General features: G+C 52.4%; 18 protein-coding genes. 11 read left to right on the forward strand and 7 right to left on the reverse strand.

Annotated elements, in window-relative coordinates:
• The first annotated feature begins 111 nt into the window (after positions 1 to 111).
• On the forward strand, positions 112 to 408 hold the full coding sequence (locus G8770_RS23905; protein ID WP_208022236.1) for a cupin domain-containing protein: 297 nt from the start codon (positions 112 to 114) through the stop codon (positions 406 to 408).
• Between the two features lie 252 nt (positions 409 to 660).
• Here the strand turns inward: G8770_RS23905 and G8770_RS12590 are convergent, their stop codons facing one another.
• A complete protein-coding gene (locus tag G8770_RS12590; RefSeq protein WP_167187062.1) occupies positions 661 to 1,428 on the reverse strand; it encodes an alpha/beta fold hydrolase in 768 nt (255 codons plus the stop codon).
• A gap of 36 nt (positions 1,429 to 1,464) precedes the next feature.
• Positions 1,465 to 1,743 (reverse strand): nuclear transport factor 2 family protein, encoded by a 279-nt coding sequence (locus G8770_RS12595; RefSeq protein WP_167187063.1) that lies wholly within the window; start codon positions 1,741 to 1,743, stop codon positions 1,465 to 1,467.
• 670 nt (positions 1,744 to 2,413) lie between these two features.
• Between G8770_RS12595 and G8770_RS12600 the strand changes: the two genes are divergently transcribed.
• Entirely contained in the window at positions 2,414 to 3,790 is a 1,377-nt protein-coding gene (locus G8770_RS12600; protein WP_167187065.1) for an FAD-binding oxidoreductase, read from the forward strand.
• 165 nt (positions 3,791 to 3,955) lie between these two features.
• Here the strand turns inward: G8770_RS12600 and G8770_RS12605 are convergent, their stop codons facing one another.
• Positions 3,956 to 5,029 (reverse strand): helix-turn-helix domain-containing protein, encoded by a 1,074-nt coding sequence (locus tag G8770_RS12605; protein ID WP_167187067.1) that lies wholly within the window; start codon positions 5,027 to 5,029, stop codon positions 3,956 to 3,958.
• A 178-nt stretch (positions 5,030 to 5,207) separates the two neighbouring features.
• Here G8770_RS12605 and G8770_RS12610 point away from each other — a divergent pair, with 178 nt between their 5' ends.
• The 4 genes from G8770_RS12610 (at position 5,208) to G8770_RS12625 (ending at position 10,443) form a co-directional block, all read left to right on the forward strand.
• Positions 5,208 to 5,972, forward strand: coding sequence for an SDR family NAD(P)-dependent oxidoreductase (locus tag G8770_RS12610; protein ID WP_167187069.1), 765 nt, complete (start codon positions 5,208 to 5,210; stop codon positions 5,970 to 5,972).
• A 110-nt stretch (positions 5,973 to 6,082) separates the two neighbouring features.
• Positions 6,083 to 6,592, forward strand: a complete 510-nt coding sequence (locus tag G8770_RS12615; RefSeq protein WP_167187070.1) for a 2,4'-dihydroxyacetophenone dioxygenase family protein — start codon at positions 6,083 to 6,085, stop codon at positions 6,590 to 6,592.
• 102 nt (positions 6,593 to 6,694) lie between these two features.
• Positions 6,695 to 7,753: a zinc-binding dehydrogenase gene (locus G8770_RS12620; RefSeq protein WP_167187073.1), complete on the forward strand. Its 1,059-nt coding sequence runs from the start codon at positions 6,695 to 6,697 to the stop codon at positions 7,751 to 7,753.
• Positions 7,754 to 7,932: 179 nt separating this feature from the next.
• Positions 7,933 to 10,443: a TonB-dependent receptor gene (locus G8770_RS12625; RefSeq protein WP_167187075.1), complete on the forward strand. Its 2,511-nt coding sequence runs from the start codon at positions 7,933 to 7,935 to the stop codon at positions 10,441 to 10,443.
• 107 nt (positions 10,444 to 10,550) lie between these two features.
• Here G8770_RS12625 and G8770_RS12630 read toward each other — a convergent pair whose 3' ends face one another.
• Together G8770_RS12630 and G8770_RS12635 are read right to left on the reverse strand one after the other, a co-directional pair.
• Entirely contained in the window at positions 10,551 to 12,263 is a 1,713-nt protein-coding gene (locus tag G8770_RS12630; protein ID WP_167187078.1) for an amidohydrolase, read from the reverse strand.
• Positions 12,264 to 12,535: 272 nt separating this feature from the next.
• Positions 12,536 to 14,830 carry a TonB-dependent receptor gene (locus tag G8770_RS12635; protein ID WP_167187081.1) on the reverse strand — a complete coding sequence of 765 codons (2,295 nt, stop codon included), beginning with the start codon at positions 14,828 to 14,830 and terminating at the stop codon, positions 12,536 to 12,538.
• 620 nt (positions 14,831 to 15,450) lie between these two features.
• On the opposite strand from G8770_RS12635, the gene G8770_RS12640 reads away from it, so the two are divergent.
• Both G8770_RS12640 and G8770_RS12645 read left to right on the forward strand, forming a co-directional pair.
• Positions 15,451 to 16,767: an efflux RND transporter periplasmic adaptor subunit gene (locus G8770_RS12640; protein WP_167187084.1), complete on the forward strand. Its 1,317-nt coding sequence runs from the start codon at positions 15,451 to 15,453 to the stop codon at positions 16,765 to 16,767.
• Entirely contained in the window at positions 16,764 to 19,955 is a 3,192-nt protein-coding gene (locus tag G8770_RS12645; protein ID WP_167187087.1) for an efflux RND transporter permease subunit, read from the forward strand. The genes G8770_RS12640 and G8770_RS12645 overlap by 4 nt, the downstream gene beginning before the upstream one ends.
• Before the next feature lie 81 nt (positions 19,956 to 20,036).
• Here the strand turns inward: G8770_RS12645 and G8770_RS12650 are convergent, their stop codons facing one another.
• Both G8770_RS12650 and G8770_RS12655 read right to left on the reverse strand, forming a co-directional pair.
• Entirely contained in the window at positions 20,037 to 21,071 is a 1,035-nt protein-coding gene (locus G8770_RS12650; RefSeq protein ID WP_167187090.1) for a CobW family GTP-binding protein, read from the reverse strand.
• 3 nt (positions 21,072 to 21,074) lie between these two features.
• The gene (locus G8770_RS12655; protein ID WP_167187093.1) at positions 21,075 to 21,962 is read right to left on the reverse strand and encodes a LysR substrate-binding domain-containing protein; all 888 of its coding nucleotides are present in this window, start codon (positions 21,960 to 21,962) and stop codon (positions 21,075 to 21,077) included.
• Positions 21,963 to 22,140: 178 nt separating this feature from the next.
• Between G8770_RS12655 and G8770_RS12660 the strand changes: the two genes are divergently transcribed.
• From G8770_RS12660 to panP, 3 genes are all read left to right on the forward strand, one after another.
• Positions 22,141 to 23,247 (forward strand): S-(hydroxymethyl)glutathione dehydrogenase/class III alcohol dehydrogenase, encoded by a 1,107-nt coding sequence (locus G8770_RS12660; RefSeq protein ID WP_167187095.1) that lies wholly within the window; start codon positions 22,141 to 22,143, stop codon positions 23,245 to 23,247.
• Between the two features lie 112 nt (positions 23,248 to 23,359).
• A complete protein-coding gene (gene fghA / locus G8770_RS12665; RefSeq protein WP_208022237.1) occupies positions 23,360 to 24,196 on the forward strand; it encodes an S-formylglutathione hydrolase in 837 nt (278 codons plus the stop codon).
• 169 nt (positions 24,197 to 24,365) lie between these two features.
• The gene (gene panP, locus G8770_RS12670) at positions 24,366 to 26,042 is read left to right on the forward strand and encodes a pyridoxal-dependent aspartate 1-decarboxylase PanP (protein WP_167187101.1); all 1,677 of its coding nucleotides are present in this window, start codon (positions 24,366 to 24,368) and stop codon (positions 26,040 to 26,042) included.
• The last annotated feature ends 165 nt before the right edge of the window (positions 26,043 to 26,207 follow it).

Consider the following 26,207-nt stretch of genomic DNA (forward strand, 5'->3'; position numbering starts at 1 on the left):
ATAGCGGCGCAGATCTCACGAAAGGCCCCCTGGTGCTGCCTCCGCACGCTTCGGGAACTCGAATTCATTCCACCTGATAGCCAGGAGTTTTAGGATCACGGGGCCGAGAGGATGGCAGCGGCGTTCTCACAAATTGGCGACGAGGCTGCCTCTACCGTCAAAACCGATTCACCGCATCCCTTAATGCACCGCACTGAGTCCGTCGATTACGGCGTGGTGATTGAAGGCGAAATCACTCTGGTGCTCGATAAGGAAGAGGTGTTGTTGAAACCTGGCAGTGTCGTGGTTCAGCGAGGTACCAATCATGCCTGGGCCAATCGCACGGACAAGACCGGTCGCATGATGTTTGTGTTGATTGACGGTCGTTACGATCCTGGCATTGCACAATTACTGGTCAAAAAGACTTAAAGTGCTGCCGGCTTATCTGAATTGATCAATAACAGCGCGTTTTGCGCGGCCGTCATTCTTCAAATGTCGCTACTGATCAATGCAGCGCCAGAGTCAATGAGTGTAGGTTCCATGCATGATTAGGCCCGGGCCCCTCGCGATATTCAATATCAAGGCTGTGGCGTGTTTATTAAAACACTGGTGTCATTGCTTTGTCATTTGACCAACCAGTGGGCTACAGCATTTTATCATTACGCTTAGGCCTCATTTCGTTCATACACAGTTACAGGTGATCATCGCAAAGTCATCAGACAGCGAGTCAACTCGTTCGCTGCCTGATGACTCATTTTTGGGGGCCATCGGAGGGTTTATTGGCAATTCAGGTGGATTTAACCGTGACAGGATGACGTCTTTGACTGACTCGGGTTGCTCCATCGTGGTCAAATGGCCGGAGTTTTGGATACTGAATACCGGCGGCGCGCCCGGGGCCAATTTGGCCATGTCGTGATGACGCTCCAGTGGACTCCAGGTGTCCTGATTACCGCATATAGAACACGTCGGGCAGGTGAGGGCACTCGCTGGCATCGGTCGGTGGATTAAGGCGTGTTGCTGGTGGGCAAACTGCTCTTGTGTCTTGCGCTCAATCATATCGAGAATCGCGTCGCACAGTTTCTGATCCTGCAAGTGTTTCGGCAAAACCATACCCGTATCCATGGCTCGCATGCCATCATGTTTGCCTGCTCCACCAGCGTTATGCGCCCGGCAACTTCTTGCTGTCCTTGTTGATTCTTGGGCCAAGGGCAATTCATCCGTATCCATTAATATAAGTGCTGTAACGCGCTCAGCGGCCTGCCTGACCACTTCAAGGGCGACTCGCCCGCTCATCGAGTGTCCGATAACAATGAATTCTTCTGGCGCCTGGCTGAGGACAACCCCGGCCATTTGGGCAATACTGTCGACATTGCCGTAATCCATAATCAGGGTTTTGTAGCCTGCAGCCAGCAACGCCTCTTGCTGCCCCCGCCCAATTGACGTGATCACAAATAAGACCGGTTAATACTGAATAAGGCATGCCGTTCAGTCAGCAACCATTGATCGGACGTGCGCTGCCAGGCATCGTGGTATTCCTCCCTGAACAGCACGTTGTACTGACCAGCCGGTTAGCGTTGTTTCCTGGCCGCTTTCCGTTGCGGAATACAAGGTGACATAACTGACAGAGTGGGCGACACCTGCCTCCAGCGGGGTAATATGGACATTGGAAACCAGGTGGCGACTTAACCGATCTCTGGGGTTGTTCTGGTAGGCGGCAATGATGGTTTCCCGCCCGCAGACCGGATCACGGTGATAATTGAACACAAAAAAGCTGATAAATTACAATGAGTTATAGGTATCAATCCAGCATCGCAGAACCTGACAGGGCTTGTCACCATGGTGTTTTTGCCGCTGGCGAAGTGGAGGAGGTCGACAGGCTGGCGTTTGGCGGTGTGAACGCCAGCCAGGGCATGGGATTCCACAAATTCATGTTAGAGGGTGAGTTCTCAGTATTTGCGATGAAGTTGCCCTTGGTACGGCTAGTCTCGGTCGTTCAGTCTGTCTAGCCCCTGGCGGCCACTCTGTTGGCATGACTCACCCCATAGTTAGTAGTTAGTAGTTAGTAGCTAGTAGATATGAAGGTAATAGGTATGAAGGGCAGCACAAACGTAACCAGAGTGACGGTCTTGATGGTCAAATTCCAGCAATATTTGCAGTCACTTGCTCAGGTTGATGGGCCGTGCCGTGAATTGTTCCTGTAAGGATTGGATCGGGGAGGCGATTACAGGTTCCCGGCCAGAGCGCCGTTGGGGAACCGCATAGTTTGGGATGAAGCCCTGCCTCAAGTTGCGATATTCGGATTCGATATCAATAGTGAGGGGGAATGCGTGCGGCGGATCGACGGTCTCCTTGGCATGCACCATACTTTGACAAGTTTATGAATTCTGCAGGGCTTTCGGCAACGTCCGGAACCTGCCATTGAGAGAGGTGATAGATGAACAGTGTCGTCGACGCGTTGATAGAGCGCTTGGGTGAAAATGAAATTGTGATGGGTGATAAGCTGCACGAGCGAGCCACCAGTTACTGGAATCCGGCGCCCACCCAGGCCCTGCTGCTGCTGCGTCCCCGTTCTACGGAAGAGATCAGTGACATTCTCAAAATTTGTCATGCACACGACCAGCATGTCGTGGTGCAGGGCGGTTTGACCGGCATGGTGGAAGGGCAGGTGTCCGGTGAGCAGGACGTTATTATTTCATTGGAGCGTATGAACGCCATTGAGGCCATTGATCCCATTGGTGGTACGGCCACCGTGCAATCCGGTGCGGTGCTGCAAACGTTTCAGGAAACCCTGGAGCAAGATGGTCTGCTGTTTCCCCTGGACCTCGGCGCCCGGGGCTCCTGCACCATCGGCGGTAACATTGCCACCAACGCCGGTGGTATCAATGTATTGCGCTACGGCATGATGCGCGATCTGGTACTGGGGCTTGAGGCGGTAATGGCCGACGGCACCATCATCTCTTCCATGAATCGGATGCTGAAAAACAACGCCGGCTACGACCTGAAACAACTGTTCATTGGGACTGAGGGTACTTTGGGGGTGGTGACCAAGGCGGTGGTGAAAGTGTTTCCACAGCCACGCAGTCGTCATTCGGCCATGGTGGCCATGGAGAACTTTGACCAATTGACCGGTTTTTTGAACCGGCTGCGTGTTGAGCTGGCGGGCGAGCTGAGTGCCTTTGAGGTCATGTGGGGTAATTACTTCCACGCGGTGACGGCCCCGGGCTGGCACCGCGCGCCCATGAGTCGCGATTACCCGTACTACGTGATGCTTGAGGCCGAGGGTACCCAGGTCGAAGAGGATGCAGCGAAATTCAACCGGGTTATGGAGGGGGCGTTTGAAGAGGGGCTGATTGTCGATGCGGTAATTCCCAAGTCCGAGACTGAACGCCGGGCTCTGTGGGACATTCGTGAAAACTTTGAAGCCCTGCTCGAGCGTCCTCCGTTCTACCTCTACGATGTCAGTCTGGTCATTCCCGACATGCAGGCGTATGTGGATCGACTGACTGCGAATCTGAAAGCGCGCTGGCCGAACAGCGAGTGCATTGTATTGGGCCACATCGCCGACGGTAACCTGCACTTGTTTGTGTGCCCCGGTGAGCCGGGTGACTGGCACTATGAAAGTGACAGCATTGTCTATCCGCTGTTGCAGGAGTATGGCGGTTCTGTGTCGGCCGAGCATGGTATCGGTATCGAAAAACTCGATTGGCTGGGGTACAGCCGCACAGAGGCTGAGATTACTCTCATGAAACAACTCAAAAACAGCCTGGATCCGAAAGGTATCTTAAACAACGGGCGGGTTGTTCGCGCTTAATTAGCGTTTAAGCCGCTTTTCATAAATGGTCACGGCCTGTAAACCGTGACCCTGTACCGACCACATTCCATGTTGCTATCTACGGCATGCTCGGTTGCTTAACGGTAATCGGCGATCGCGTAGATCAGTTGCTGATCTTCATCGATAGAGGCATTAGGGAGAGGTTTACTCGTGATCGGGGGCTTTGTCGTAGGGCCCCGTCTCAGTACGCCCGTTGAGGTTGTCATCCTCTGCTTCCTGCTCTTTGCGCTGCGCTTTTTGCCACTCCCGGGGGGACACGCCTAGCCAGCGTTTAAAATGCCGGCTGAACACGGCCACTTCTGAATAACCCAATTGCAGTGCCAGGTCGGTGATGTTGACAGATCGGTAGCGCAAGTGCTGCTCGGCCAGGCCCTGGCGGGTGTCTTGTAAAATTTCACGGTAGGAGGTGCCTTGCTGTTTGAGTTTCGTTTGCAGGGTCCGGGGGTGCATGCCCAGTGAGGCGGCCACCTGTTCAACGGTACAGTCACCGCTGGGTAACAGCCGGCCAATGATGTCTTGTATTTGATTTTCGAGGTTGTCCGGGTAGCGGTTTTGTAAGTGATGGAGATACTCCAGAAAGTGTTTGTTGAGGGCGGTCTGGTCCTGATGGTTTTTGGTGTCCAGTTTGTTTTTAGGAATAAGCAGGCCGTTAAAGGCCTGGCCAAACTTGATGTTCTGAAACAGTGACTGCTGAGCCGTGGACAGGGTCTCTGGTGCCGGTTGCATGAAGTGCAAGGTAAAGGCAAAGCGATCACTGTTGAGCATATCGGCGACAAACGTAACCAAATGCCCCACGCTCATTTGAATCAATTGGTGGATGCCTCTAGGACTGTGGAGATTCAGAGCCAGGGCGAGTCTGACCAGGTCTCCCTGCGGTTCTGTTTCCATTCGAACGCCGGAAGCGTGCAGGTAGAGGTACTGGTTCGCGCTGCTAAGCGCTTCCCCAACCGTAACCGCCCGGGATACAAGCACTGGCAGATCTCCCAGCACGTTGGAATTTTGCCGTTGAGCCAGCTGTAGGCCAAACAGCGGTGAGTTGCATCGATCACTACAGAGCTCCATGAGTTCTGCTACTTTGTGGTAGGCAATGTAGGTGTTTGGATTTCTGAATTGCGATTGCCGTAAACCCAGGCTTTGGATCAGTTCAATCGGGTTTGCCCCCATGTCGTGAATCAGCTTCTCGATACCATCAACGGCTCCGCTTCTTACCAAATACATGCGTTAATCCTGGTGGGCTGTGGTTTACTCGTAAAATATCAATTTTTTATCGTAAAAAGTCAAGTTTTTAGGGGCGGGGCTGATTATAGTTTGAACAAGCTAAACAAGCTAAACAAGCTAAACAAGCTAAACAAGCTATCAAGATAATAAGATAATAATAGTCATCAGAGAGGTTATAATGCGTCTAACCAATAAAGTCGCAGTTCTTACCGGCGCCTGTGGCGGCATCGGTCTCGCCATTGTCAAAAAACTGGTATCTGAAGGTGCCAAGGTCCTCGCAGCCGATATGTCGGCAGAAGGTCTGTCCGCCATTGAGCAGGAATATGGGGACTCTGTTGCAACTCTTTCCGTTAACGTAACTGACTACGATCAGGTTGCAGGCATGATTGATCACGCCTGCGAACATTTCGGACGTGTTGATATCGTCATTAATAACGCAGGTATTGGCAACGCCAAAATGCTGCTCGATCACGACCCTGTGGCCGACTTTGAAGGCGTGACGGCTGTTAACCAGAAAGGTGTCTATTACGGCATTCTGGCTGCCGGCAAAAAATTCAAACAGCAGGGCACAGCAGGGGTTATCCTTAATACCTCGTCTGTCTACGCCACCATGGCGGCCGAGATGACCTTTACTTATAACGTCAGTAAGGCGGCGGTGGATATGATGACCAAAGCGGCCGCGTTGGAATTGGCGCCGCTGAATGTGCGTGTGTGCGCGGTGGCGCCGGGTCGCGTTGACACCCCGATGTTGCGCCAATATGAGGCTCTGGGTCTTTGGGACCACATTCGCAAAGAGCAGATGCGCGCTACCTTTACCCAGCCCGAAGAAATTGCCAATGTCGTGGCCTTTTTGGTCAGCGACGAAGCCAATTGCATTAATGGGTGTACGGTTGATGCCAGTGATGGCTTTAACAGTTTTAAGTACCCTTTGCTGAACGCCTGAAGTTTCCTGAATTCCTGATTATTGAAAAATTGCTAAGGTTTTCAGGGCTGCCTGTGCCTGAATACATTAGTTCTTCAAATAAAAAGCCCGTTAAAAAGAGAGAATCGATTATGGCCTTACCTGACGTAATTAATCATCAAGATCTGTTGTTAACTCTGAATACAAATGAAGAGAAAGCCGTTATTAATGCACTGCCTGGCGTGGACGTTTGGCCACTGTTCCTGGATGTCGAAAACGGTACCTGGGTGATTCGCGCAAAATTTAAACCCGGTACCACCTTGCCCAAGCACTTTCACACCGGCGTTGTGCATTTTTACACCACGGCAGGTCGCTGGCATTACCTTGAGTACCCCGATCAACCACAGACGGCCGGTTCTTACCTGTACGAGCCAGGCGGCTCCATTCACACCTTCCATTGCCCGGCAGACTCTGAAGAAGGTGCCGACGGTTTTTTTGTCATCACCGGTTGTAATGTGAACTTTGATGAAGACGGGAATTTCATGAACATCATGGATGCCGGCTGGATCGAAAAGGTGGTTGTGGAAGTGGCAAAAGCGCAGGGTATTGACAAGCTTCGCTACATCAAACCCAAGGCCGGGGCAGGCTTTTCAGACGAGTAAATCTCGTTTCAAGAAAATTTTCTCGCGTTCTTTCCGCCTGATATAAATGCTAAAGAGAGCGACACGGCTCAGGGGTCTGGGCTGTGTCGAAGGTAAATTATAATGACACAGATGAATTCTTTGGTGATGAGAGATGGTGCTATTCATCTCGAAACTACGGATGTTCCTGTACCTGCATCCGGTCAAGTGTTGGTCAAAAGTCTGGCTTGTGGAATCTGTGGGTCCGATCTACACCTTACCCGACACTACAAAGAAATTTTCGAGTTTTACAAATTGCTCGGGATGATGAGCGATCAGCAGGATGAACATACCAGCATTATGCTGGGGCATGAGTACTGCGCTGAAATCGTGAGTTATGGGCCAGAGACTCAGCAAACTTTACCGCTGGGCAGCAAGGTCACCTCGGTGCCATTTCTGATGACGCAGAATAATGCCGCTATTGGTGTGACACCCGGCCTGTCAGGTGCTTATTCTGAATACTTTATTATGGATGAGGTGCTGTTGTTACCAGTACCTGATCACGTACCGGCGGCAGCGGCAGCTCTGACTGAACCTTTGGCTGTGGGTCTGCATTCGGTTAATCGAAGCGGAATTGAGGCTGATGATGTTGCTCTGGTGACGGGGTGTGGTCCCATCGGTTTGGCGGTTATTTCAGCGCTGCATCAACGTGGGATTAAAAATATTATTGCGTCAGACATGCAGGCTGAAAAATTGGCGATGGCTGAATCTTTTGGTGCGCAGCATGTCGTTAATCCGAAAGATCAGGATGAGATGCAGCTGGCTGCAAGCGTGGCCGGAGATCGCAAGGTTGTCATTTTTGAATGCATCGGTATCCCGCGTATCATCAAAGACTTTATTGAGCGTTGCCCCCCTAAATCAACTTTAGTGGTGACAGGTATTCATACCTCAGAGTCATCAGTGAATTACGCCTACGCCACGGTCAAAGAGCTGGACTTGAAGTTTTCCTATTACTACACGCCGGAAGAGTTTGCTGAGTGCCTGTCCGCTATTGCTGATGGCAAAGTCCACTGGCAATCGTTATTGACCGCCAAAGTGGGTATTGATGGCGTTAACGAAGCCTTCGAAGTGTTGTCAGGTGGTAGCGATCAAATCAAGGTAATCATTGAGCCTTGGCGAACAGGGAAATTAGAAGCCCAGTAGTCGACTGGTTGGAAGCTTCACCCTAACAACGATTCCATATTTAAGCATTACCGAATTGAAACTGTGAAAATGGTTTCAAGAGGTTCGCTCGTTCTGAGAGCGGGCCTCTGATTAAAGCTGGCAGTTAAACTGCCATAAATAATAATGTTAAAAAACCACAATAAAAGCAGGAGAGATTGATGAAGCCCTTACAGGTATCCGCATTAAGTGTTGTCATTGCTGGCTTAACCAGTGGTTCTGGTTTGGCGATGGCTCAGAGTTTAGCGTTAGAAGAAGTGGTAGTAACAGCGCAAAAACGCGCCGAAAGCCTGCAGGACGTCCCTATTTCAGTCAGTGCCATGTCCGCTGAAAAAATGGCTAATTCTGGTGTTCAGGACTTCGCAGATGTGTCTGCCTATGTGCCTAATTTTTCCGTTTCCAAAGACCCCATCGGTGACAAGATCAGTATTCGTGGTATTGCCTCCGGTAACCAGGCGGGCTTTGAGCAGTCCGTGGGAACGTTTGTGGATGGCGTCTACCGTGGCCGTGGTGTACAAATCCGTAACGCATTTATGGATGTGGAAATGGTCGAGGTCCTGCGTGGCCCGCAGGGGACCCTGTTCGGTAAAAATACCATTGCCGGTGCCTTGAATATTCGCTCTGGCCGACCCACAGAAGAGTTTCAAGCTGAATTGTCAGCGGCTTATAACGCCGACTTTGGTGAAACCGATCTTCAGGGGTACGTGTCCGGCGCCTTGGCGGATACTGTTCGCGCGCGTCTGGCGGTGATGGACAGCCAAATGGACAAAGGCTGGGTCAACAATGGTTACTACGATAAAGACGGTCCGGCGACGGACGAACAAGCGGCACGTTTGACCGTTGAGTGGGATGTCAGTGACTCAACCATGATGACCTTCCGCTACGAAGACTATCAATTCGATAATGACGCTATGGGCTTCACCATGATGGAGTCAGGTAATTTGGCTGCGTTTGGCTCGGTCAACAGCCGTTCGGACTCCTCCATTGGCAATTCTGGTCCGGTCATGAACTTTGGTTCCGACAGTGCTATCGAAGGTGACAGTCAGGAAGCTTCAATCACGTTGGAAAGTGATTTTGATAAGGGTACTTTGACTGCTATTTTGGCCCATTCTCAATATCAGTTTGATCGTTATCTGGATGCTGACTTCTCGGCGCTGAATGGCCTTCGTTTCGATGATACCGAAGATTTTAAACAGGATAGCCTGGAAGTTCGTTTTGCTTCTGAAACAGGTGGTGATTTTGATTACATCGGTGGCTTCTTTTACCAGCAACAGGATATGACCGTTGATGGGTTGTCATACTTTAACCTGCCTACCTTGCAAGCCGTATTGAATGGTGGCTGCGCTGCGAACCTGGGACCCGCTTACTCCGGGACTTATGTCGCGGGTGACGCATTTGCAACGGCAACTAATACCGCTGCTTTTGGCAATGCTGCATTGGCTAATGTGTGTGCTCAGGCGGCAGCTTTTGATGGTGTGACCAACGGCGTAAATCGCTACGCCAAATTGGAGCAAGACACTGAAACCCTGGCTGTTTTTGCGCAGGGAACCTGGACGCTTACTGAGGCGGTTCGCCTGACTCTCGGACTTCGCTATACGGAGGAGAGCAAAGAGGCGGATCAATCAGTGAATGCGGCTGATTTTGGTAACCGTAACACCTCAGCAACGTCTGATCCTTTTTCAGTCGCCCTGGCTCAGACGGTAGGTGAATTTACCACTCACAGTTTCTCTGCTGATGATCCTGGCATGACTCGCGACGAAGAAAGCCTGACCTGGTCGGCCAATCTGCAGTGGGATGTCAGTGGCAACACCATGGCGTACGCGAGTGCCTCTACCGGCTATAAGGCGGGTGGTTTCAACTCATTTTACATGGGCCAAACTCGAGGCGCGGGTGCTGATTCCAGAGATGTGGGTTTTGATGAAGAGGAAGTGCTGACTTTTGAAGTCGGTGCCAAGATGACGCTGCTGGACGGTGCCGCTGAAGTGAACATTGCCGCGTTCAAAACACAATATGATGGTTTGCAAGCGTCTATCTTCAGTGGCGGTACTACCTTTGAAGTTCAAAATGCTGCCCAGGCCACTTCACAGGGTGTCGAGATTGATGGTCGCTGGCGTGCCACTGAAAAGCTGACTTTACAGGGGTCATTGGGCTGGATTGATTTCGAGTATGACGATTTTGTGAATCAGGCTTGTACCAATGACCAGTTCATCGCTGCGCGGCAGGGCGCGTTTGATGCGGCGGCTTCGGATGCCGAGAAGGCGTTGATTGCACTGGGTTACAACAACGGCAGTTGCGCGGCGCAGGGCGTGAACGACCTGAGTGGCAAGACATCGGCTCATACTCCGGAATTCTCTGCCACCATGGCCTTTAACTACATGGACCAGATTGGCGATTATGAATACGTGGCCAACCTTGATTTCAATTACATGGATGAAGCCTATCGCCAGGACGATCTGGATCCTCTCGGTCTGGATGACGCGAACCTGAAAGTGAATGCGTCTATTACGTTCGGTCCGCAATCGGGCAGCTGGGATGTATCACTGATCGGCAAGAACCTGACCGACGAAGAAACCTTCACTTACATCAACGATGTGCCATTGTTCAATGGTTCACACGATATGAGCCCTAACGCGCCTCGCTCTGTTGCGGTAAGAGGTCGTCTACGCTTTTAACCGTGAGTAAGTTCATCTCCTATCTTTAGGGGCCTTCGGGCCCCTTTTTTTATGGTTTTTTTACTGAACACGTCTCAACCCGGCCCTTACACGGGGATGAATCTCTTCTAGTGTCTTGCAAAAATAGCCACACCACCGACGTAGGTCTGCTCCACCTCGATATCCTTTATGCTTTCTGGATTAACCAGCGGGCTTCGATTCAGCACCACCAGATCGGCCAGTTTGCCCACTTCCAAAGAGCCCACTTTATCTTCCTGAAAAATCTGCCAGGCGGCATCGATGGTGACGGCGCGCAGGGCACTCATAGGGTCAATGCGCTGCTCTTCACCAATGACCTGACCGCTGCTGGACAGGCGATTGACGGTGGCCCAAACCATCAGCATGGGGTCCATGGGGACCACCGGGGTGTCCAGGTGTACACTGAATGTCAGATTGCGTTGCTGGGCCGAATGTGTCGGGCTCATGCGCATGGCGCGCTCGGGGCCCATAAAAATGTCCCGATGGCGATCGCCCCAGTAGTAGGTGTGGGCAGAAAAGAAGGAGGGGGTAATGCCCAGGCGCTTCATCGCATCCAGCTGGTCGTCGCGGGCCATCTGCGAGTGAATCAGGATCATGCGCGGGTCGTCTACCGGATGCTTTTTCTGGGCCTGGTCGAAGGCGTAGATGATGTCGTCAATGGAGGCATCGCCATTGCCATGAATGGCCAGCTGGTAGCCAGCGCTGTGAAAACGCTCCACCCAATCGGTGAGTTTTTCCCGGCTCAGGTTGGGGTAGCCGCGGTACTCTTCATTGCCGCGGAAGGGTTCGTGATAGGGGTGACTCAAGTAACCGGTGAAGCCCTGGATACTACCGTCGTCGACGATTTTGATGGTGCGAGCGTGAACACGATCGCTGTTGTAGTCATCGAGATTCAGCTCGCCGGAGAGAATCTGTTCGCCCAACTTGTCGTAGAAGGGCCACAGCTCCAACCGGAAGGGAATCAACCCCAGTTGGCTGGCGCCATATATGCCTTTCAGCATCATGCCATCGACGCCGCCGCTCTGGGCGGTGGTGACCCCCTTGCTGGCGTAATCGTCTACCGCCGTGGTCAGCAGCTCGTAGAATTCCATGGCCGAGATGTCCAGGGTCCTGAAGGCCAGGGCTTGGGCTGCGGTTTCCTCTAACAGACCGGTCAGTTCACCGCTGTCATCTTTCACAATCACGCCGCCGTCCGGGTTGGGTGTGTCGCGGTTGTAGCCCGACATTTCGAGGGCCAGGCTGTTACCCACACCCATATGACCAGAGACGTGGGTGATATAAATCGGGTGCTCGGTAGAAACCGCGTCCAGTTCCTGGCGGGTAGGGTGGCGGTGTTCGGCCAACAGGGTATCGTCGTAGCCAAAGCCGGTGACCCACTGGCCGGCTTCTTTTCTGGCCAGACGTTGGCGCAAGCGATCCTGCAGCTCGGGGATGGTGGTGATGTTACCGACCGGTGGGCTGCTGAGATCGGCGCTGATGACGGTGACACCAGAGCCTGGGAAATGTCCGTGGGCATCGATGATACCGGGCATCAGGGTCTTGCCCTCAAGGTCATGCACCAGAGTATCCTTGTTGATAAACGCTTTGATGTCTTCATTGCTGCCGACAGCAACAATTTTATTGTCGGCCACGGCGATGGCCTGCGAGATGGTATTGTCTGCATTCATGGTTAATACCTGACCGTTCAGAAACACCTGGCTGGATGGTGGAGACGGCGGACGACTGAGTAAATACAGGCTAAGGGCCGCGGCAGCTACCAGTATGAGGGCAGTAGCGAACAGATATTTCAGGGTTTTTATCATCACAGTTCCTTATGGTTCAGAAAAGACATCGAAGAATAATTCAGCAAAGGCTTTAAAAAGACTTTCACATTTTCTATCTTATAGTGCGCTGTGGCTATGAATACTGCCAGATGGGGGTGACCGAGCAGACCAGTTAAAAAGCCACCAATAGCCGGCGTGAAAGAAGCGATTACAGAAAGGGGATGCCCAAAACCAAAAAAGGCCTTTCAAAGGAAAGGCCAAAGATTCTCCCAAAGGGAGTGTAGAACGAGAGTTCTTTTATGCTTACTGCATTAGAAGTTTGACCAGGTAACCGTCACCCCGTAAGTGCGTGGCATGGCCGGGACATGAATAAAGCCAAAGGGTGGTGCCTGATAATTATGACCGTAATATTCCTCGCCCATGAGGTTGTTGACCCAGCCAGCAACTTCCCACGTTTCATCCGCAGAGGTGTAAGCCAAACGGGTATTGAACACCCGATACTCTGGAATGGCCGCCAACTCATAATTGGCGGTATCCTGGAAGGCTTTTTCCTTATGAATGTATTCCAGTCGGGCATCCATAAAACCACCAAAGGGCAGTTCTTTTTCGTAAGACGTTACCAGAGTGTAAGCATTGCGGGGCGCGTTGCGCAGTGCATTTCCTTCATCCTGCTTCAGGTTGCCTTCCAGTTCAATATACTCTGTATCGAGGAAGGCGTAGGTACCGGCCACTTGCAGGTTCTCAGTTAACGCAAAGGTGGCTTCCAGTTCGATCCCTTCAGAGAGAGCTTTACCGGCGTTTTTGGTCACCAGCGGAGGAAAAGCGCAGCCACCACAATCAAATTGCTGCAGGACTTGCAGATCTTCGTAATCAGTTCTGAAAATTGCACCGTTCAAACGCAGGCGGTTGTCCATCAGCATGGATTTGAAGCCCAGTTCCATGTTCAGAGCGTTTTCTTCGTTGAAGGCTTCATCCAGCGGTGATCCCAGGGCGGATGCGTAGTTAAAACCACCACTTTTGAAGCCGGTAGCGGCGCTGGCATAGACCATTGTGTTGTCACCCAGGCTGTAGTTTGCCACCACTTTGTACGTGGGAGCGCGCCAGGTTTTCTTCTGGTTTCCCGTGGTTAAATCGCTGGAAATTGGGGGGGCGGCGGGGTTATCCAGGGCAATCATGGTGCCGATGTTGGTGTAGTCTTTCGATTCCTCCGTGTAACGCAGGCCCAGGGTCAGATCCAGTTTTTCCGTAACCGAATAGGTGGCCTGGCCAAAGATGGCCACACTGTCGGTGTCGTTGTACTGATCCGCCAGGTCGTTGGCGGGGTTGTAGGCCAGCGCTTGATCACCAACCACGTTAGCCAAAAAGGCGGGGGCATCAATCAGGGTACCTTCGCCGCGGTGGACGCTTTCCTGGTTGTAATAAACGCCGGCCTGCCAGACCAGGTTGTCGGTATCGCCACTTAAGCGAAATTCCTGACTCATCAAGCGCGAGTTTTCATCGGCGTAAGAGATAAACCCCAAACCGGCAAAGGGGCCGAGCGATGCGGTGGACATGGGGCCATAGGTTTTGAAAATGTCGGAGCCAATGCCCCCCATGCCCACATTGTAAAACGCTGACTTGGATTCCTGATAGGCCGTCAGGGAGGTCAGTGTTGCCCAGGACAGATCCCAGTCCAGTTGCAATGAGGCACCCTGCGAATCCATCTCCGTGGAGCCTGCATCGCTGGCATAGTTTTCGTAGAAGTCGGCGTACGGCAAGCCGTCGGCGTGGGCCGCAGCCAGAGTAGCCCCAATAATGGCAAAACCGGCTTCGATTTCTTCAGCGGCGACCGATGCCGCGCCAGAGCGGCGGTCGGTTCCATAGTTCAAGGTCAGCAGTGCTTCCAGGGAGTCGGTAGGCGTCCACAGCAGTTGACCGCGCAGGCTGGTACTGTCCAAATCGCCCTGCTCAACACTGGAATCGACCACGCTCTCTACGTAGCCGTCGCGCTGCTTGTCGTTAACGCTGATTTTACCGGCCAGAGTATCGGTCAGGCCGCCGGCAACCATCCCTCGATAGTTTTTCAAGCCGTAGTTACCCGCTTTCATTTCCAAACCGGCTTCAAATTCATTCGAGGGTCTTTTGGTGGTGATGTTGATGGCACCGGCAATGGCATTTTTACCCCAAAGCGTACCCTGTGGTCCGCGCAAAACTTCAATGCTTTGAATGTCATACAGTTCAGTGGCGCTGCCAGCACTGCGGTTAACGTAAACACCGTCAATGAACATGGCCACGGACTGCTCGCCGCTGGCGGCACCATCACCGTTGGAGCCAATGCCGCGGATGTAAAGTTGGGGCTGGGTGGGATTGAATTCACCCATGCTGAAGCCTGGCGTGCGAGCTGCAATACCGTCAACGCCGCTGATGCCCGCTTTTTTGATCATGTCTGCGCTCATGGCCGTGACTGCAATGGGCACATCCTGCATGTCCTGAGCGCGCTTCTGTGCGGTGACGACAACTTCTTCCAGTGCCATGCCTTTGCCTTCGGCAAAAGATTGAACCGGCACTGCGACAGATGCCAGAACGATGGCCGTAGCCAGTGGGTTGGTATTCAGTCTCTTTTTCATGGTGGCGACCCTTGCTGTTGTTTAAAGATGTTTAAAACATGTCTCTGAGCTTGGGTACCGATCTCTTTGGATCGCTATAACTAAGGTGTTTCTTTTTCTGTTGTGCCTAAACTATTGGATTTTTCCAGTTAATCCAAAGACCAGTTTTAACCCTCTGAGCAGACCAGTGAACGGGCGCACCATAATGGTCTGGTTGTGGTGCAAAAGCTGGTCTCCCTGCCTCATTTTGAGGCTTTTTTTTGAGGGGGCTAGATTAATGGGTTGATGCGTGTTTAACGTTTGTCTTGGTTTAGGCGGCAGGCGCTAATAAAACCCGCAGTAGAAAGAGTTTCTTAAAAATGAATTTTGAAAAATGATTTCCCGCGTGTACTATCGCCCCCTGTTTTCGTCAGGGCTGACCCGTGTTTATTTTCATAGTCGGTGCGCCAGATGAAAAGACCCGCCTTATTTCAGACAAGCTTGACTTCATAAAGATAATGGTTGAGATCATCGTCTTTAACATTGCTCGACACAGCCTAAAGCTGGAGTGATTCATTTGGGTAATCTGGACGTTTCTTAGCATGTTGTTTTTATATATAAATTGATTTGGTGTAATGACTGTATGGTCGCTGGGGGTTATTGTGAAGCGGGTTAATGATTATTTAAAATCGTCAAACAAGGTGGTCCTAAGTAAAAAGGTCGCACCTGTTCTGGTGTTAATGGCATCGAGTATGTTGGCTTTTGGTTTGATGGCAACCGGGCCTGAATTGGAAGTCAAACCCGTCAAAAAAATTCTTCCCGTGGTGAGGATTAAAACCGTAGAGCCTAGTCGAGAAACGCTTCTGGTCTACTCTGAAGGCGTTTTATCCCCCAGTGCTGAATCAACTCTCGTGCCTGAGGTGGATGGTCGCGTTGTTTGGGTGAACCCAAACTTCAAGGCGGGTGGATATTTTTCGGAAGGGGAAGAATTGTTTCGGATTGATGGCCTCGATTACCGTTCAGAATATGAAAATGCCAGGGCTAGACTGGATAAAGCGCTGGTGGAATTTGAATTTTCTGAATCCGAATTTAATCGCAGCAAGGTGCTGAACAAAAAAAACCTGATCAGCGCATCCAGTTTTGATGACATTTTTCGGCGCTTTCACATGTCTTCCGCAGAAGCCAAATTAGCTCGTTTGACGCTCGAACAGGCAGAGCGCAACTTAAGTCGAACTATCATTAAAGCGCCATACTCGGGCAGGGTTCGCAGTGAGAAAGTGGAATTTGGTCAATTTGTACGTCGTGGCGATATGGTTGCTGAAATCTATGCTGACCAGGTGATAAAAGTTCGGCTTCCGGTTCCAAATCGCCAAATGGCATTTTTGGGCGATCCGGGGGTGGCTGGCGGCTTTACTGAAAGCAAAAGTCTCTCAGACCCAAAAAGTAAGCAGGCTAAAGGTTTGCCGGTGGTCAATTTTTCAGTGGAGTACGCAGGACGCCTTTATCAATGGCAGGGGCGGTTGGTGCGCCATGAGGCCGAACTGGATGAACAGTCAAGAATGATTTACGGCATTGCTGAAATGACTCGCAATGAGTTGCCCGCTAACCTGCCGATGGGGTTGTTCGTCAAGGCAGAAATTGAGGGGCGTTCAATGGAAAACCTGGTGCGTTTACATCGTGGTGCGATTCGCCACGGCTCAGAGGTGGTCGTGGTGGATAAAAATAGCCGCCTCAGAGTTCGCCCCGTTACCGTGCTCCGTCATCAGGGAGATGAGTCCATAATATCTTCAGGCTTGAATAAAGGCGATAAGGTTTGTGTGTCCCCGGTGACGATAGTCGTGGAGGGGATGCAAGTGGAAACATTGGACGATGGTGAGAACCCCTTGGAAATGGTGTCAGACGTTATTTCTGAACGGGAAGCTTCTGAACCCAGAATGTCTGAACGGAAGGTTTCTGTGGCCAGCGAGGATCTGATGTGAGTGGGATAATCGCCTGGTTTGTCGATAATCGAGTGGCTGCCAACCTGTTGATGTGGGTTATGGTTGCCGGTGGTCTGTTGGTGGCTCCCATGTTGCACCGGGAAGAGTTTCCCAATATGGATATGGACATCATCAACGTTGAAGTGATTTATCCGATGGCAAGCGCCGAAGAAGTCGAGAAGAGTATTTGCATTAAGTTAGAGGAAGCGGTATCGGGGACTGAGGGTGTAAAAAAAATACGCACAACCGCCGCTCAGGGACAGTGTACGCTCAGTGCAGAATTACTGACGGGTGCAGATAAATCGCAGGTGTTACGCGATTTTAAAAACGATATTGATAAGCTGGATAGTCTCCCGGAGGACGCAGAGCTGCCCGTAGTATCAGAGCATAAAATGGTCATGGCTGTTTTGCAGGTTGTCATATCGGGTGATACCGATGAGCATTCCATGAAAGCCATTGGTGACCAAATTAAAGACGATATATCGGATTTATCGGAAGTCAGTCAGGTCAGTTTGATCTATCAAAATCCTGAAGAAATCTCTTTGGAGATCTCGGAAATCAATTTGCGTCGACATGGGCTGACGTTACATCAGGTGGCAGAGAGTATTCGGGAAAATTCTATAAATTTGCCCGGTGGGATGGTGAAAACTCACGACGGGCATGTGCTTTTAAAAACACAAGCGCAGGCGTATTGGGAAAATGACTTTGCTGACCTTGTGATTCTGGCAAAAAGGGATGGTACTCAGGTTCGTCTCGGGGATATTGCTCATATTGTTGATGGCTTTGAAGACAGGGAGGTGGCCGCTCGTTTTGATGGTGCTCGGGCGATGATTGTCGATGTTCGACGGATCGGAAAAGAAGACATTATTGATGTTTCTGACGCAGTTAAGCGGTATCTGGATGAGGCACAAAGTTGGTTGCCGGAAGGAATAGACATCACCGTGTGGCAAGATGAGTCAGAAGATTTACGAGGCCGCATGCAAGCGCTGAGTGACAATGCCATAAGCGGTATGATGCTGGTCTTTATTGTCTTGATTCTGTTTATGCGGTTGAATTTGGCCGTGTGGGTCTGTGCGGGTATACCCATTGCGTTATTGGGCGCCCTGTTGATGTTTCCCGTTTTCGATATCTCCATTTCCACTGTGTCGACGCTGGCAATTATTCTGGTCTTGGGGATTGTGGTGGATGATGCCGTGGTAGTGGGCGAAAGGGTGTACGCCTATCAGCAACTGGGAGCTTCACCAAGAGATGCCGCCATTGCGGGTACACAAGAAGTCTCGATACCAGTGATCTTTGGTGTGCTAACCACCATCGTTACCTTTATTCCGATGCTGAGTGTTACTGGCCCCTTGGGGGGCATGATCGCTCCCATTGGACTGGTGGCCATACTGGCGTTGATTTTCTCTTTGATTGAGTCTCAGTTGGTGCTCCCGTCGCATTTGGCGAGCCACCCCGCTAACAAAGACAGCCGCTTTGCCTGGGTGAATAAATGCCAGACAAAAATTGATCAGTTGATTGCCGCTAATTTGATGAAATTCGTGGAGCAGCGGTATAAACCTTTTCTGCAGAATGTCATTGCCTGGCGTTATACCACCTTGAGCGCAGCTGTCGGCATCGGCATTGTGACAGTCGGCATGTTGGCGGGCGGGCACATTTCAGCTCAATTTTTTCCGCCTATGCCCGGTGAGCGTTTGTATGCCTCGGTGACCTTGCCGCAAGGCATTGCGGTGGAAGAAACCCAAAAAGCGATTGATCAACTGGAGGTTGCGGCTCAACAATTGACCCAAGAGTTGGATGCAGCACGCGGGGAGGGTGAGCCGGAGTCCCGGGTTAAACACATTCTGGTGTCGATGGGGCAGGAAGTCGGTAAGGGCAGTACTTCTCAAGCTAAATGGGTGGGTGGTCACTACATCGATATGGCTATTGAGTTGAACCTGCCGGAGGATTATGCCGGAGTCTCGCCTTCTGAATTTGCCAGCCGCTGGCGTGAGCTGACCGGGGCAATCCCAAATGCCGTCAAGCAGACCTTTGATGCCAACGCTCTGGAAGCCGGCAACGCCATTGAAGTTCAGGTTCGGGGCAAAGATCTTGAGCATATGAAAGCGGCTGCAGCCGAAATAAAAGAGTATCTCTACGCCACGGCGGGTGTCTTCGATATTTACGACAGCTTTGAGGGCGGTAAACAGGAAGTGTCTTTGGCGCTGTTACCCCAGGCCAGAAATTTAGGCTTAACCACCCGGGATCTGGCTCGACAGGTGCGCCAGGCGTTTTACGGGGAAGAGGTTCAGCGCATTCAACGGGGCGAGGATGAGATCAAAGTTTTCGTGCGTTACCCGGAAGCTGAACGTCGCAGCCTGGGGAATCTTGAGCAGATGCGCATTCGTACCAGTGACGGAGTGGAGGTGCCGTTCAGCAGCGTGGCACAGGTGGTTTCCCAGCGAGGCATCTCCAGGATTAATCGCGTGGATGGCCGGCGGGTCGTATCGGTGGTTGCGGATGTCGATCGCTCCCAGGTGACACCGGATTACGTTTTAACCGCCCTGACGAGTTCGTTATTTCCGGAGTTGGAGCGCCGCTGGCCGGGCATCGACATCAGTTTGGCTGGTGAGGCTGAAAGTCAGGGCGACGCGTTTGCCAGCCTGGGCTTGATGTGTTTGATTTCCTTGTTTGCCGTATACGCTCTGTTGGCCATTCCCCTTAAGTCTTACCTTCAACCGTTGGTGGTGATGTCGGTGGTACCTTTTGGTGTGGTGGGAGCAATTTGGGGTCACGTGCTGATGGGAGAAGCCTTTGTTTTCTTTTCCATCATTGGCGTAGTGGCATTAGCCGGTGTGGTGGTGAACGCTTCCCTGGTGTTGGTCGATAAGGCCAACCGGTTACGTAAGGAGGGGATGGCTTTGGAGGAAGCCTTGGTCGAAGCGGCGTGCGAGCGTTTCAAACCGATTATTCTCACCTCGTCGACAACATTTATAGGTCTGCTACCGCTGATGTCATCCTCTGAGTGGTCCACTAAAATCTTTGTGCCGATCTCAATTTCCCTGGGGTGCGGGGTTCTGTTCAGTACTTTGATTTCTCTGCTACTGGTACCTGCGCTCTACCGGATGCTCGAAGATCGCTTTGTGGTGTCACATTGGTGGGGCTTACAGTTGCAGCGTCTGGCTAATGTCAGGGCTCACGAAAACATCTGAATTGTCAGGGTTGAATTGCGGTCAGGGCGCCCATGTGTATGATGCTGGGCGCTGATGATTGACATACCTGGGTTGCGTGGATTATGAGGTTCGCGATCGGCATTGAATCAATTGTTGTTCAATCGAGTCCCAGTTAACCGATTCAGTATGGATCATTTCCAAACGGCTGCCTTCGGCCGAGGGGATTTCCTCTGCAGAGACGGTGGTGCGCATGCGGTTGAGTAACAGCCACCGCGAGGTACAGCGCATCACGCCTTTTACACGGGGAATATCTAACGACTCTACCCAGCTGAGCAGCTTCGTTTCATCAAAGCTCCAGTCGTCCGGAAATTGCCAGCCACAGCTGAAACCAAATTCGGCCGAATTTTCTTTTCTGGTGAGATCAGTGACAGCCGCAGGGGGGGCGTCACCTGCGTGTGCTGCCGGGGTGATGTGTTTGGGGTTCAGTGCGGCCGAGTGCTGTCGAACCGCGGGCACACTTTTACTGCTCTGGTGGGGGACGGTTAGCCATGTCCAGTCCACGTGACCGTTTTCCACAGTGGCAAAGTCAATGCTGCGCCCCTGACGTTGACGAGAGGCTTGTAACGCCTGGCAAAAGCGCTCAAAACCCTGCAGCTGTTCCGGCGTTGCCACATCCGCCTTGGTGAGAATGATCCGGTCTGCCAAATCAATTTGGCTTTGAAAGGCGGGCAGGCGGGTGAATTTTTCGTCGCAGATACTCCAGGGGTCCACCATGCAGACAATGGCCTGCATATTGAGCAGGGTTTGGTACTCAGGCCCGGAAAATTGTTTGACCACTTGCTGGGGATGCGCCAGGCCGGTGGGTTCAATCAGGATACGATCCGGTTGATGGTCGCGGATTAACTGATTTAACGCGACCTTGGAGGGCAGGCCAACCGCGCAGCACATGCAACCTCCCGGTACTTCTTTAACGGCAATGCCATCAGCGGCCAGGAGTGCGCCATCAATTCCCACTTCGCCAAATTCGTTGACCAGTACGGCCCACTTTTGATCGGCGGGTTTGGTTTTTAGCAGATGACGGATGGCGGTGGTTTTGCCGGCACCAAGAAAGCCGGTGATGATGTTAGTGGGTATGTTGCTGAGTATTTTTTTCATGGCTTACAAGTATTTGATATCGCGAAAGTGATTGACCAAGTGTTCCACGAACAAGCGAACTTTGGGTGAGAGATGCCGGTTGCTGGGGTACACGGCCCAGACGGCGGTATCGGTTGGCTGGAAATCCACCATCACTGGAATCAGACGGCCGGCCTCAATGTCTTCGTGGACGTAAAACTCTGGCAGTTGGGTTAATCCCAGCCCTGCTCGCGCGGCGGCCAGCAGAGCGTGGCCATTGTTGCTGTGCCAGCTGCCGTCCACTTTCATGTCGATATGGTGACCATCTTGTTGCCGAAAGCGCCAGGTGGGTACCGAGCCGACCAGGCAATTGTGCTTCTTCAGGCTCGACAGGTTTTCGGGGTGCCCATAGCGGTCAAGGTAGTCGCGACTGCCACAGATAATCAGCTGGCGGCTTGCTATCCGCCGCGCGATCAGGGAAGAGTCTTTCAACACACCGGCGCGTATGGCCAGGTCATAGCCTTCATCGATCAGGTCTACCTGGCGACTGGTGAAGTCCAGGTGACACTGCACGTGCGGATGGAGCTTCATGAATTCCGCCGCGGCAGGGGCGATGTACTGCTCACCAAAAGCCCCGGCGACGGTCAGGCGCAGTGTTCCGCGGGGTTTTTCCTGCAAGTCGAGCACCGCTTGTTCGGCTTCTTCCAGTTGTGACAGCACATTTTTGCAGCGCTCATAATAAGCCTGGCCAGTTTCCGTCAGGGACAGACGGCGGGTCGTGCGGTTGAGCAGCTGTACGCCGAGGCGGTTTTCCAGCTGACCAATCTGACGGCTGACGTGAGACTTGGACAGCCCCAAAGCCAGTGCTGCCGCCGAAAAGCTGCCACCGTCTACTACGTTGACTAAAATTTCTGTCGTTGCCCATCGATTCATGGTGCCAGTATAAGGGATTTATTGTTGCTGTGTGTAAACAATGCTTTGATATTTGGGGGGCTAATCATTGGTAGGGAAACAATATATAGTTGCCATCATCTGAGTAAAGCCGATGATAGGCTCTCTCATTTTTCGCTATTCTTCGTTTTGACGATGATTCAGATTTGGAGTTCTCACCATGAAAACACGCGCAGCCGTGGCCTTTGGGGCCGGTAAGCCACTTGAAGTTGTAGACGTCGACCTGCAAGGCCCAAAAGCCGGTGAGGTCATGATTGAGCTGAAAGCCACCGGCATTTGTCATACCGATGCCTTTACCTTGTCCGGGGATGATCCCGAAGGTGAGTTTCCTGCCATTCTGGGGCATGAGGGGGCCGGTATCGTGGTCGAAGTTGGGGCTGGCGTAACGTCTGTTAAGCCCGGCGATACGGTCATTCCCCTGTATACCCCGGAGTGTCGGGGCTGCGAGTATTGCCTGAACCCGAAAACCAATCTGTGTCAGGCCATTCGGACAACTCAGGGGCAGGGGTTGATGCCGGACGGCACCAGCCGCTTTTCACTGGACGGTCAGCCGCTGAAGCATTACATGGGCTGCTCGACCTTTGCCAACCACACGGTATTGCCCGAAATCGCCGTGGCCAAGATCCGCGACGATGCGCCTTTTGATAAGGTCTGCTACATCGGTTGTGGTGTCACCACGGGGGTTGGCGCTGTAATTTTTGACGCCAAAGTGGAGCCGGGCTCCAATGTCGTGGTGTTTGGTCTGGGGGGAATCGGCCTGAACGTTATTCAGGGCGCACGTATTGCCGGGGCCAATCAAATCATCGGTGTCGACATCAACCCTTCCAAAGTGGAGTTGGCACGAAAATTCGGTATGACCGGCTTCATCAATCCCAAAGAAGTGCCGGATGTGGTTGAGGCGATCGTGGAAATGACCAAGGGTGGGGCTGATTACAGCTTTGAATGCATTGGCAACGTCAACACCATGCGCCAGGCGCTGGAGTGTTGTCACAAAGGCTGGGGTGAGTCCATCATCATCGGTGTCGCCGGTGCGGGTCAGGAAATCTCCACGCGGCCATTTCAGTTGGTTACCGGTCGGGTCTGGCGCGGGTCCGCGTTTGGCGGCGCCCGAGGACGTACCGATGTGCCGAAGATTGTGGATTGGTATATGGACGGCAAGATCAACATTGATGATCTGATCACCCATACCATGCCACTGGATGACATCAACAAGGGTTTTGATTTGATGCATGCGGGCGAGAGTATTCGCTCGGTGGTTTTGTATTAGCAGTCAGTGTCGAGATGCTAGTCACTAGTAGCGAGTAGCGAGATCCTGGAAACTAGAAACTAGAAACTAGAAACTAGAAACTAGCAAAAGCAGATGAGAATGGGGTGTGATTTTGGAAATAGTTGCTGAGAACAAGTGCTTTGGGGGACGGCAGTTGCAGTTCACTCATGAGTCTTCGGCTCTGAATTGTACGATGCGTTGTTCCATTTTTGTGCCGCCGCAGGCTGATACGAGCAAGGTACCCGTTTTGTACTGGCTGTCGGGGCTGACCTGCACCGATGAAAATTTTGTGCAAAAAGCCGGTGCGCAACGCATTGCCGCCGAGCTGGGGGTGGCCATTGTGGCACCCGATACCAGCCCGAGGGGCGAGGGGGTGGCGGATGATCCAGAGGGCGCCTACGACTTTGGCCTGGGGGCGGGGTTTTATCTCAACGCCACCCAGCCGCCCTGGAACCAGCATTACCGCATGTACGATTACATCAGTGCCGAACTTCCGGATTTGATTGCGTCGTCGTTTGCGGTGGATGCCGAGCGGGCGGGTATTTTTGGACACTCCATGGGCGGGCACGGCGCCTTGACCATTGGTCTTAAGAATCCGCAGCGGTTCAAGTCGATCTCCGCCTTTGCCCCGATTGTCGCTCCGACCCAGTGCCCCTGGGGCGAGAAGGCTCTGAGCGGCTATCTGGGCGATGATCGCGAGCGGTGGAACGCTTACGACGCCTGTGAGCTGTTGCAAAGCGTTCAGCAGAAGCCCGCGGCGTTACTGGTTGACCAGGGCGACGCGGATAACTTTTTGGTGGAGCAACTGAAGCCGGAGCTGTTGCAACAAGCCTGTGATGCCGCCGGGGTGCCGCTTACCCTGCGTTTGCAGCCGGGTTACGACCACAGTTATTTCTTCATTGCCAGTTTCATCGAGGATCACCTTCGTTTCCACGCAGACCAGTTGTAAGCCCCAGACAGAAAGACAACCCACCCTTGGGCTGTCTTTCTGTCTCCAGGCGTTAGCCTAACTTCGTCACTCGTCACTCGTCACTCGTCACTCGTCACTAGCCTTGCCAGAGTTGCGATCAATCACCCAGCCTCCTATTATGCATGCCCCTGAAAAGGAGTAGTGCCCAATGACTGAAGGCGACAACCCCAAGACTGTGCCACCCCGTTCTGTACTTAACATCGGTTTGGATGGTATTGCTGAAGCCAATCTGGAAAGCTTACAGCGTATTTTTACCATTCCTGAAAGCGGTGACTCCACCCTGGCACAAATTGATGCCGCCATTTCCAGTAATTTGGATGGTTTTCTCCACGAACACATCGTGGCCATCGAAAAGCCTCTGTCAGAGATTGAAACAGCGTTTGCCTCGGCAGAGATACCGCAGCAGCCGTTTTATGTCTCGACCTATACCGACTTTATTCTCAAGCAGCTGGTGTCTCAGTCCGTGCACACCTCTGCACCGGGTTTTGTGGGGCATATGACTTCGGCACTGCCGTATTTTATGTTGCCGCTGGCAAAAATTGTTACGGCGTTGAATCAAAATCTGGTGAAAGTCGAAACGTCCAAGGCCTTTACTCCGATGGAGCGTCAGGTATTGGGCATGCTGCACCGCTTGGTCTATGGGGAAAGCGAGACGTTTTACGATCAATGGCTGCACAATGCCCGCCACGCTCTGGGGGCGTTCTGTTCCGGCGGCACTGTGGCGAATATCACCGCGCTGTGGGCTGCCCGCAATCATCGATTGGGCGAACAGCAGATCGCTCGCAAAGGGCTTTACGGTGCGCTGCAGGCTGCGGGGCTGAAAGGTCTGGCGATTCTGGTGTCGAAGCGGGGGCATTACTCGTTGGCCAAGGCGGTGGACTTGTTGGGCATTGGGCGGGATCAATTGATCGCCATTGACACGGATGAATACTATCGCGTCGATATTGAAGCCATGCGCGCCAAAGCCCATGACTTAAAATGTGACGGTATCGCGGTACTCGGCATTGTGGGGCTGGCAGGGGCTACGGAAACCGGCAGTATTGATGATTTGGACGCGCTGGCAGACTTGGCGCAAGAGCTGGGTTGTCATTTTCATGTGGATGCCGCCTGGGGGGGCGCCACGTTATTTTCCCAAACTTATCGATCGCTGTTACGGGGAATAGAGCGAGCGGATTCCGTGACTATCGATGCTCACAAACAGTTCTATGTGCCGATGGGGGCGGGGATGGTGTTGTTTAAAGATCCGGAACGCCTGTCCAGCATTGAGCATCACGCGGAGTACATCATCCGCCAGGGTTCCAAGGACCTGGGAAGCCACACACTGGAGGGGTCCCGGCCGGGCATGGCGCTGCTGGTTCACGCCGGACTCAATATTATTGGCGCTAAGGGCTACGAGCTGTTGATTGACCAGGGGCTTGAAAAAGCCCGGTATTTTGCCGCTCAGGTCCAGCAGCATCCGGATTTTGAATTGGTGGTAGCCCCGGTGTTGAATATTCTGGGTTATCGCTATGTGCCCGGCTGGCTGCAATCGCTCCTGCCCACATTGCCTGTGGAGTCTGTGTCCAACATTAATCTGTTGCTGGACCAGATCACGCAGTGGATTCAAAAGTCCCAGCGTGCTGCGGGCAAGACGTTTGTGTCCCGCACGCGGGTTAATGCTCCACGACATCAGCAGCAGGTCGTCACCGTTTTCCGGGTGGTGTTGGCGAACCCGCTGACGACGCACGATGTGCTTGACTCGGTACTGGCGGAGCAGCTGGAGCTGATCAACGCGCCGGAAGTGGGCCTCTGGATGGATCAAATTCGGGACCTCGCCGAATCCTAGGACTTGTGTCTAGCCTGTGCCGTCATCCCGCCGGCCGTCCTGGTTGGCTACAGATCTCCGTTCTGAATACTCGCTGACCTGGGCCGTTTCATCTGCCAGGGAGGCTGTCACGGCCCGTTCTACAGCTGCACATTTATTTAATTTAATTAAATTTATGGTTGTAAT

The organism is Pseudomaricurvus hydrocarbonicus, from assembly GCF_011602365.1.
GTDB lineage: Bacteria > Pseudomonadota > Gammaproteobacteria > Pseudomonadales > Cellvibrionaceae > Pseudomaricurvus > Pseudomaricurvus hydrocarbonicus.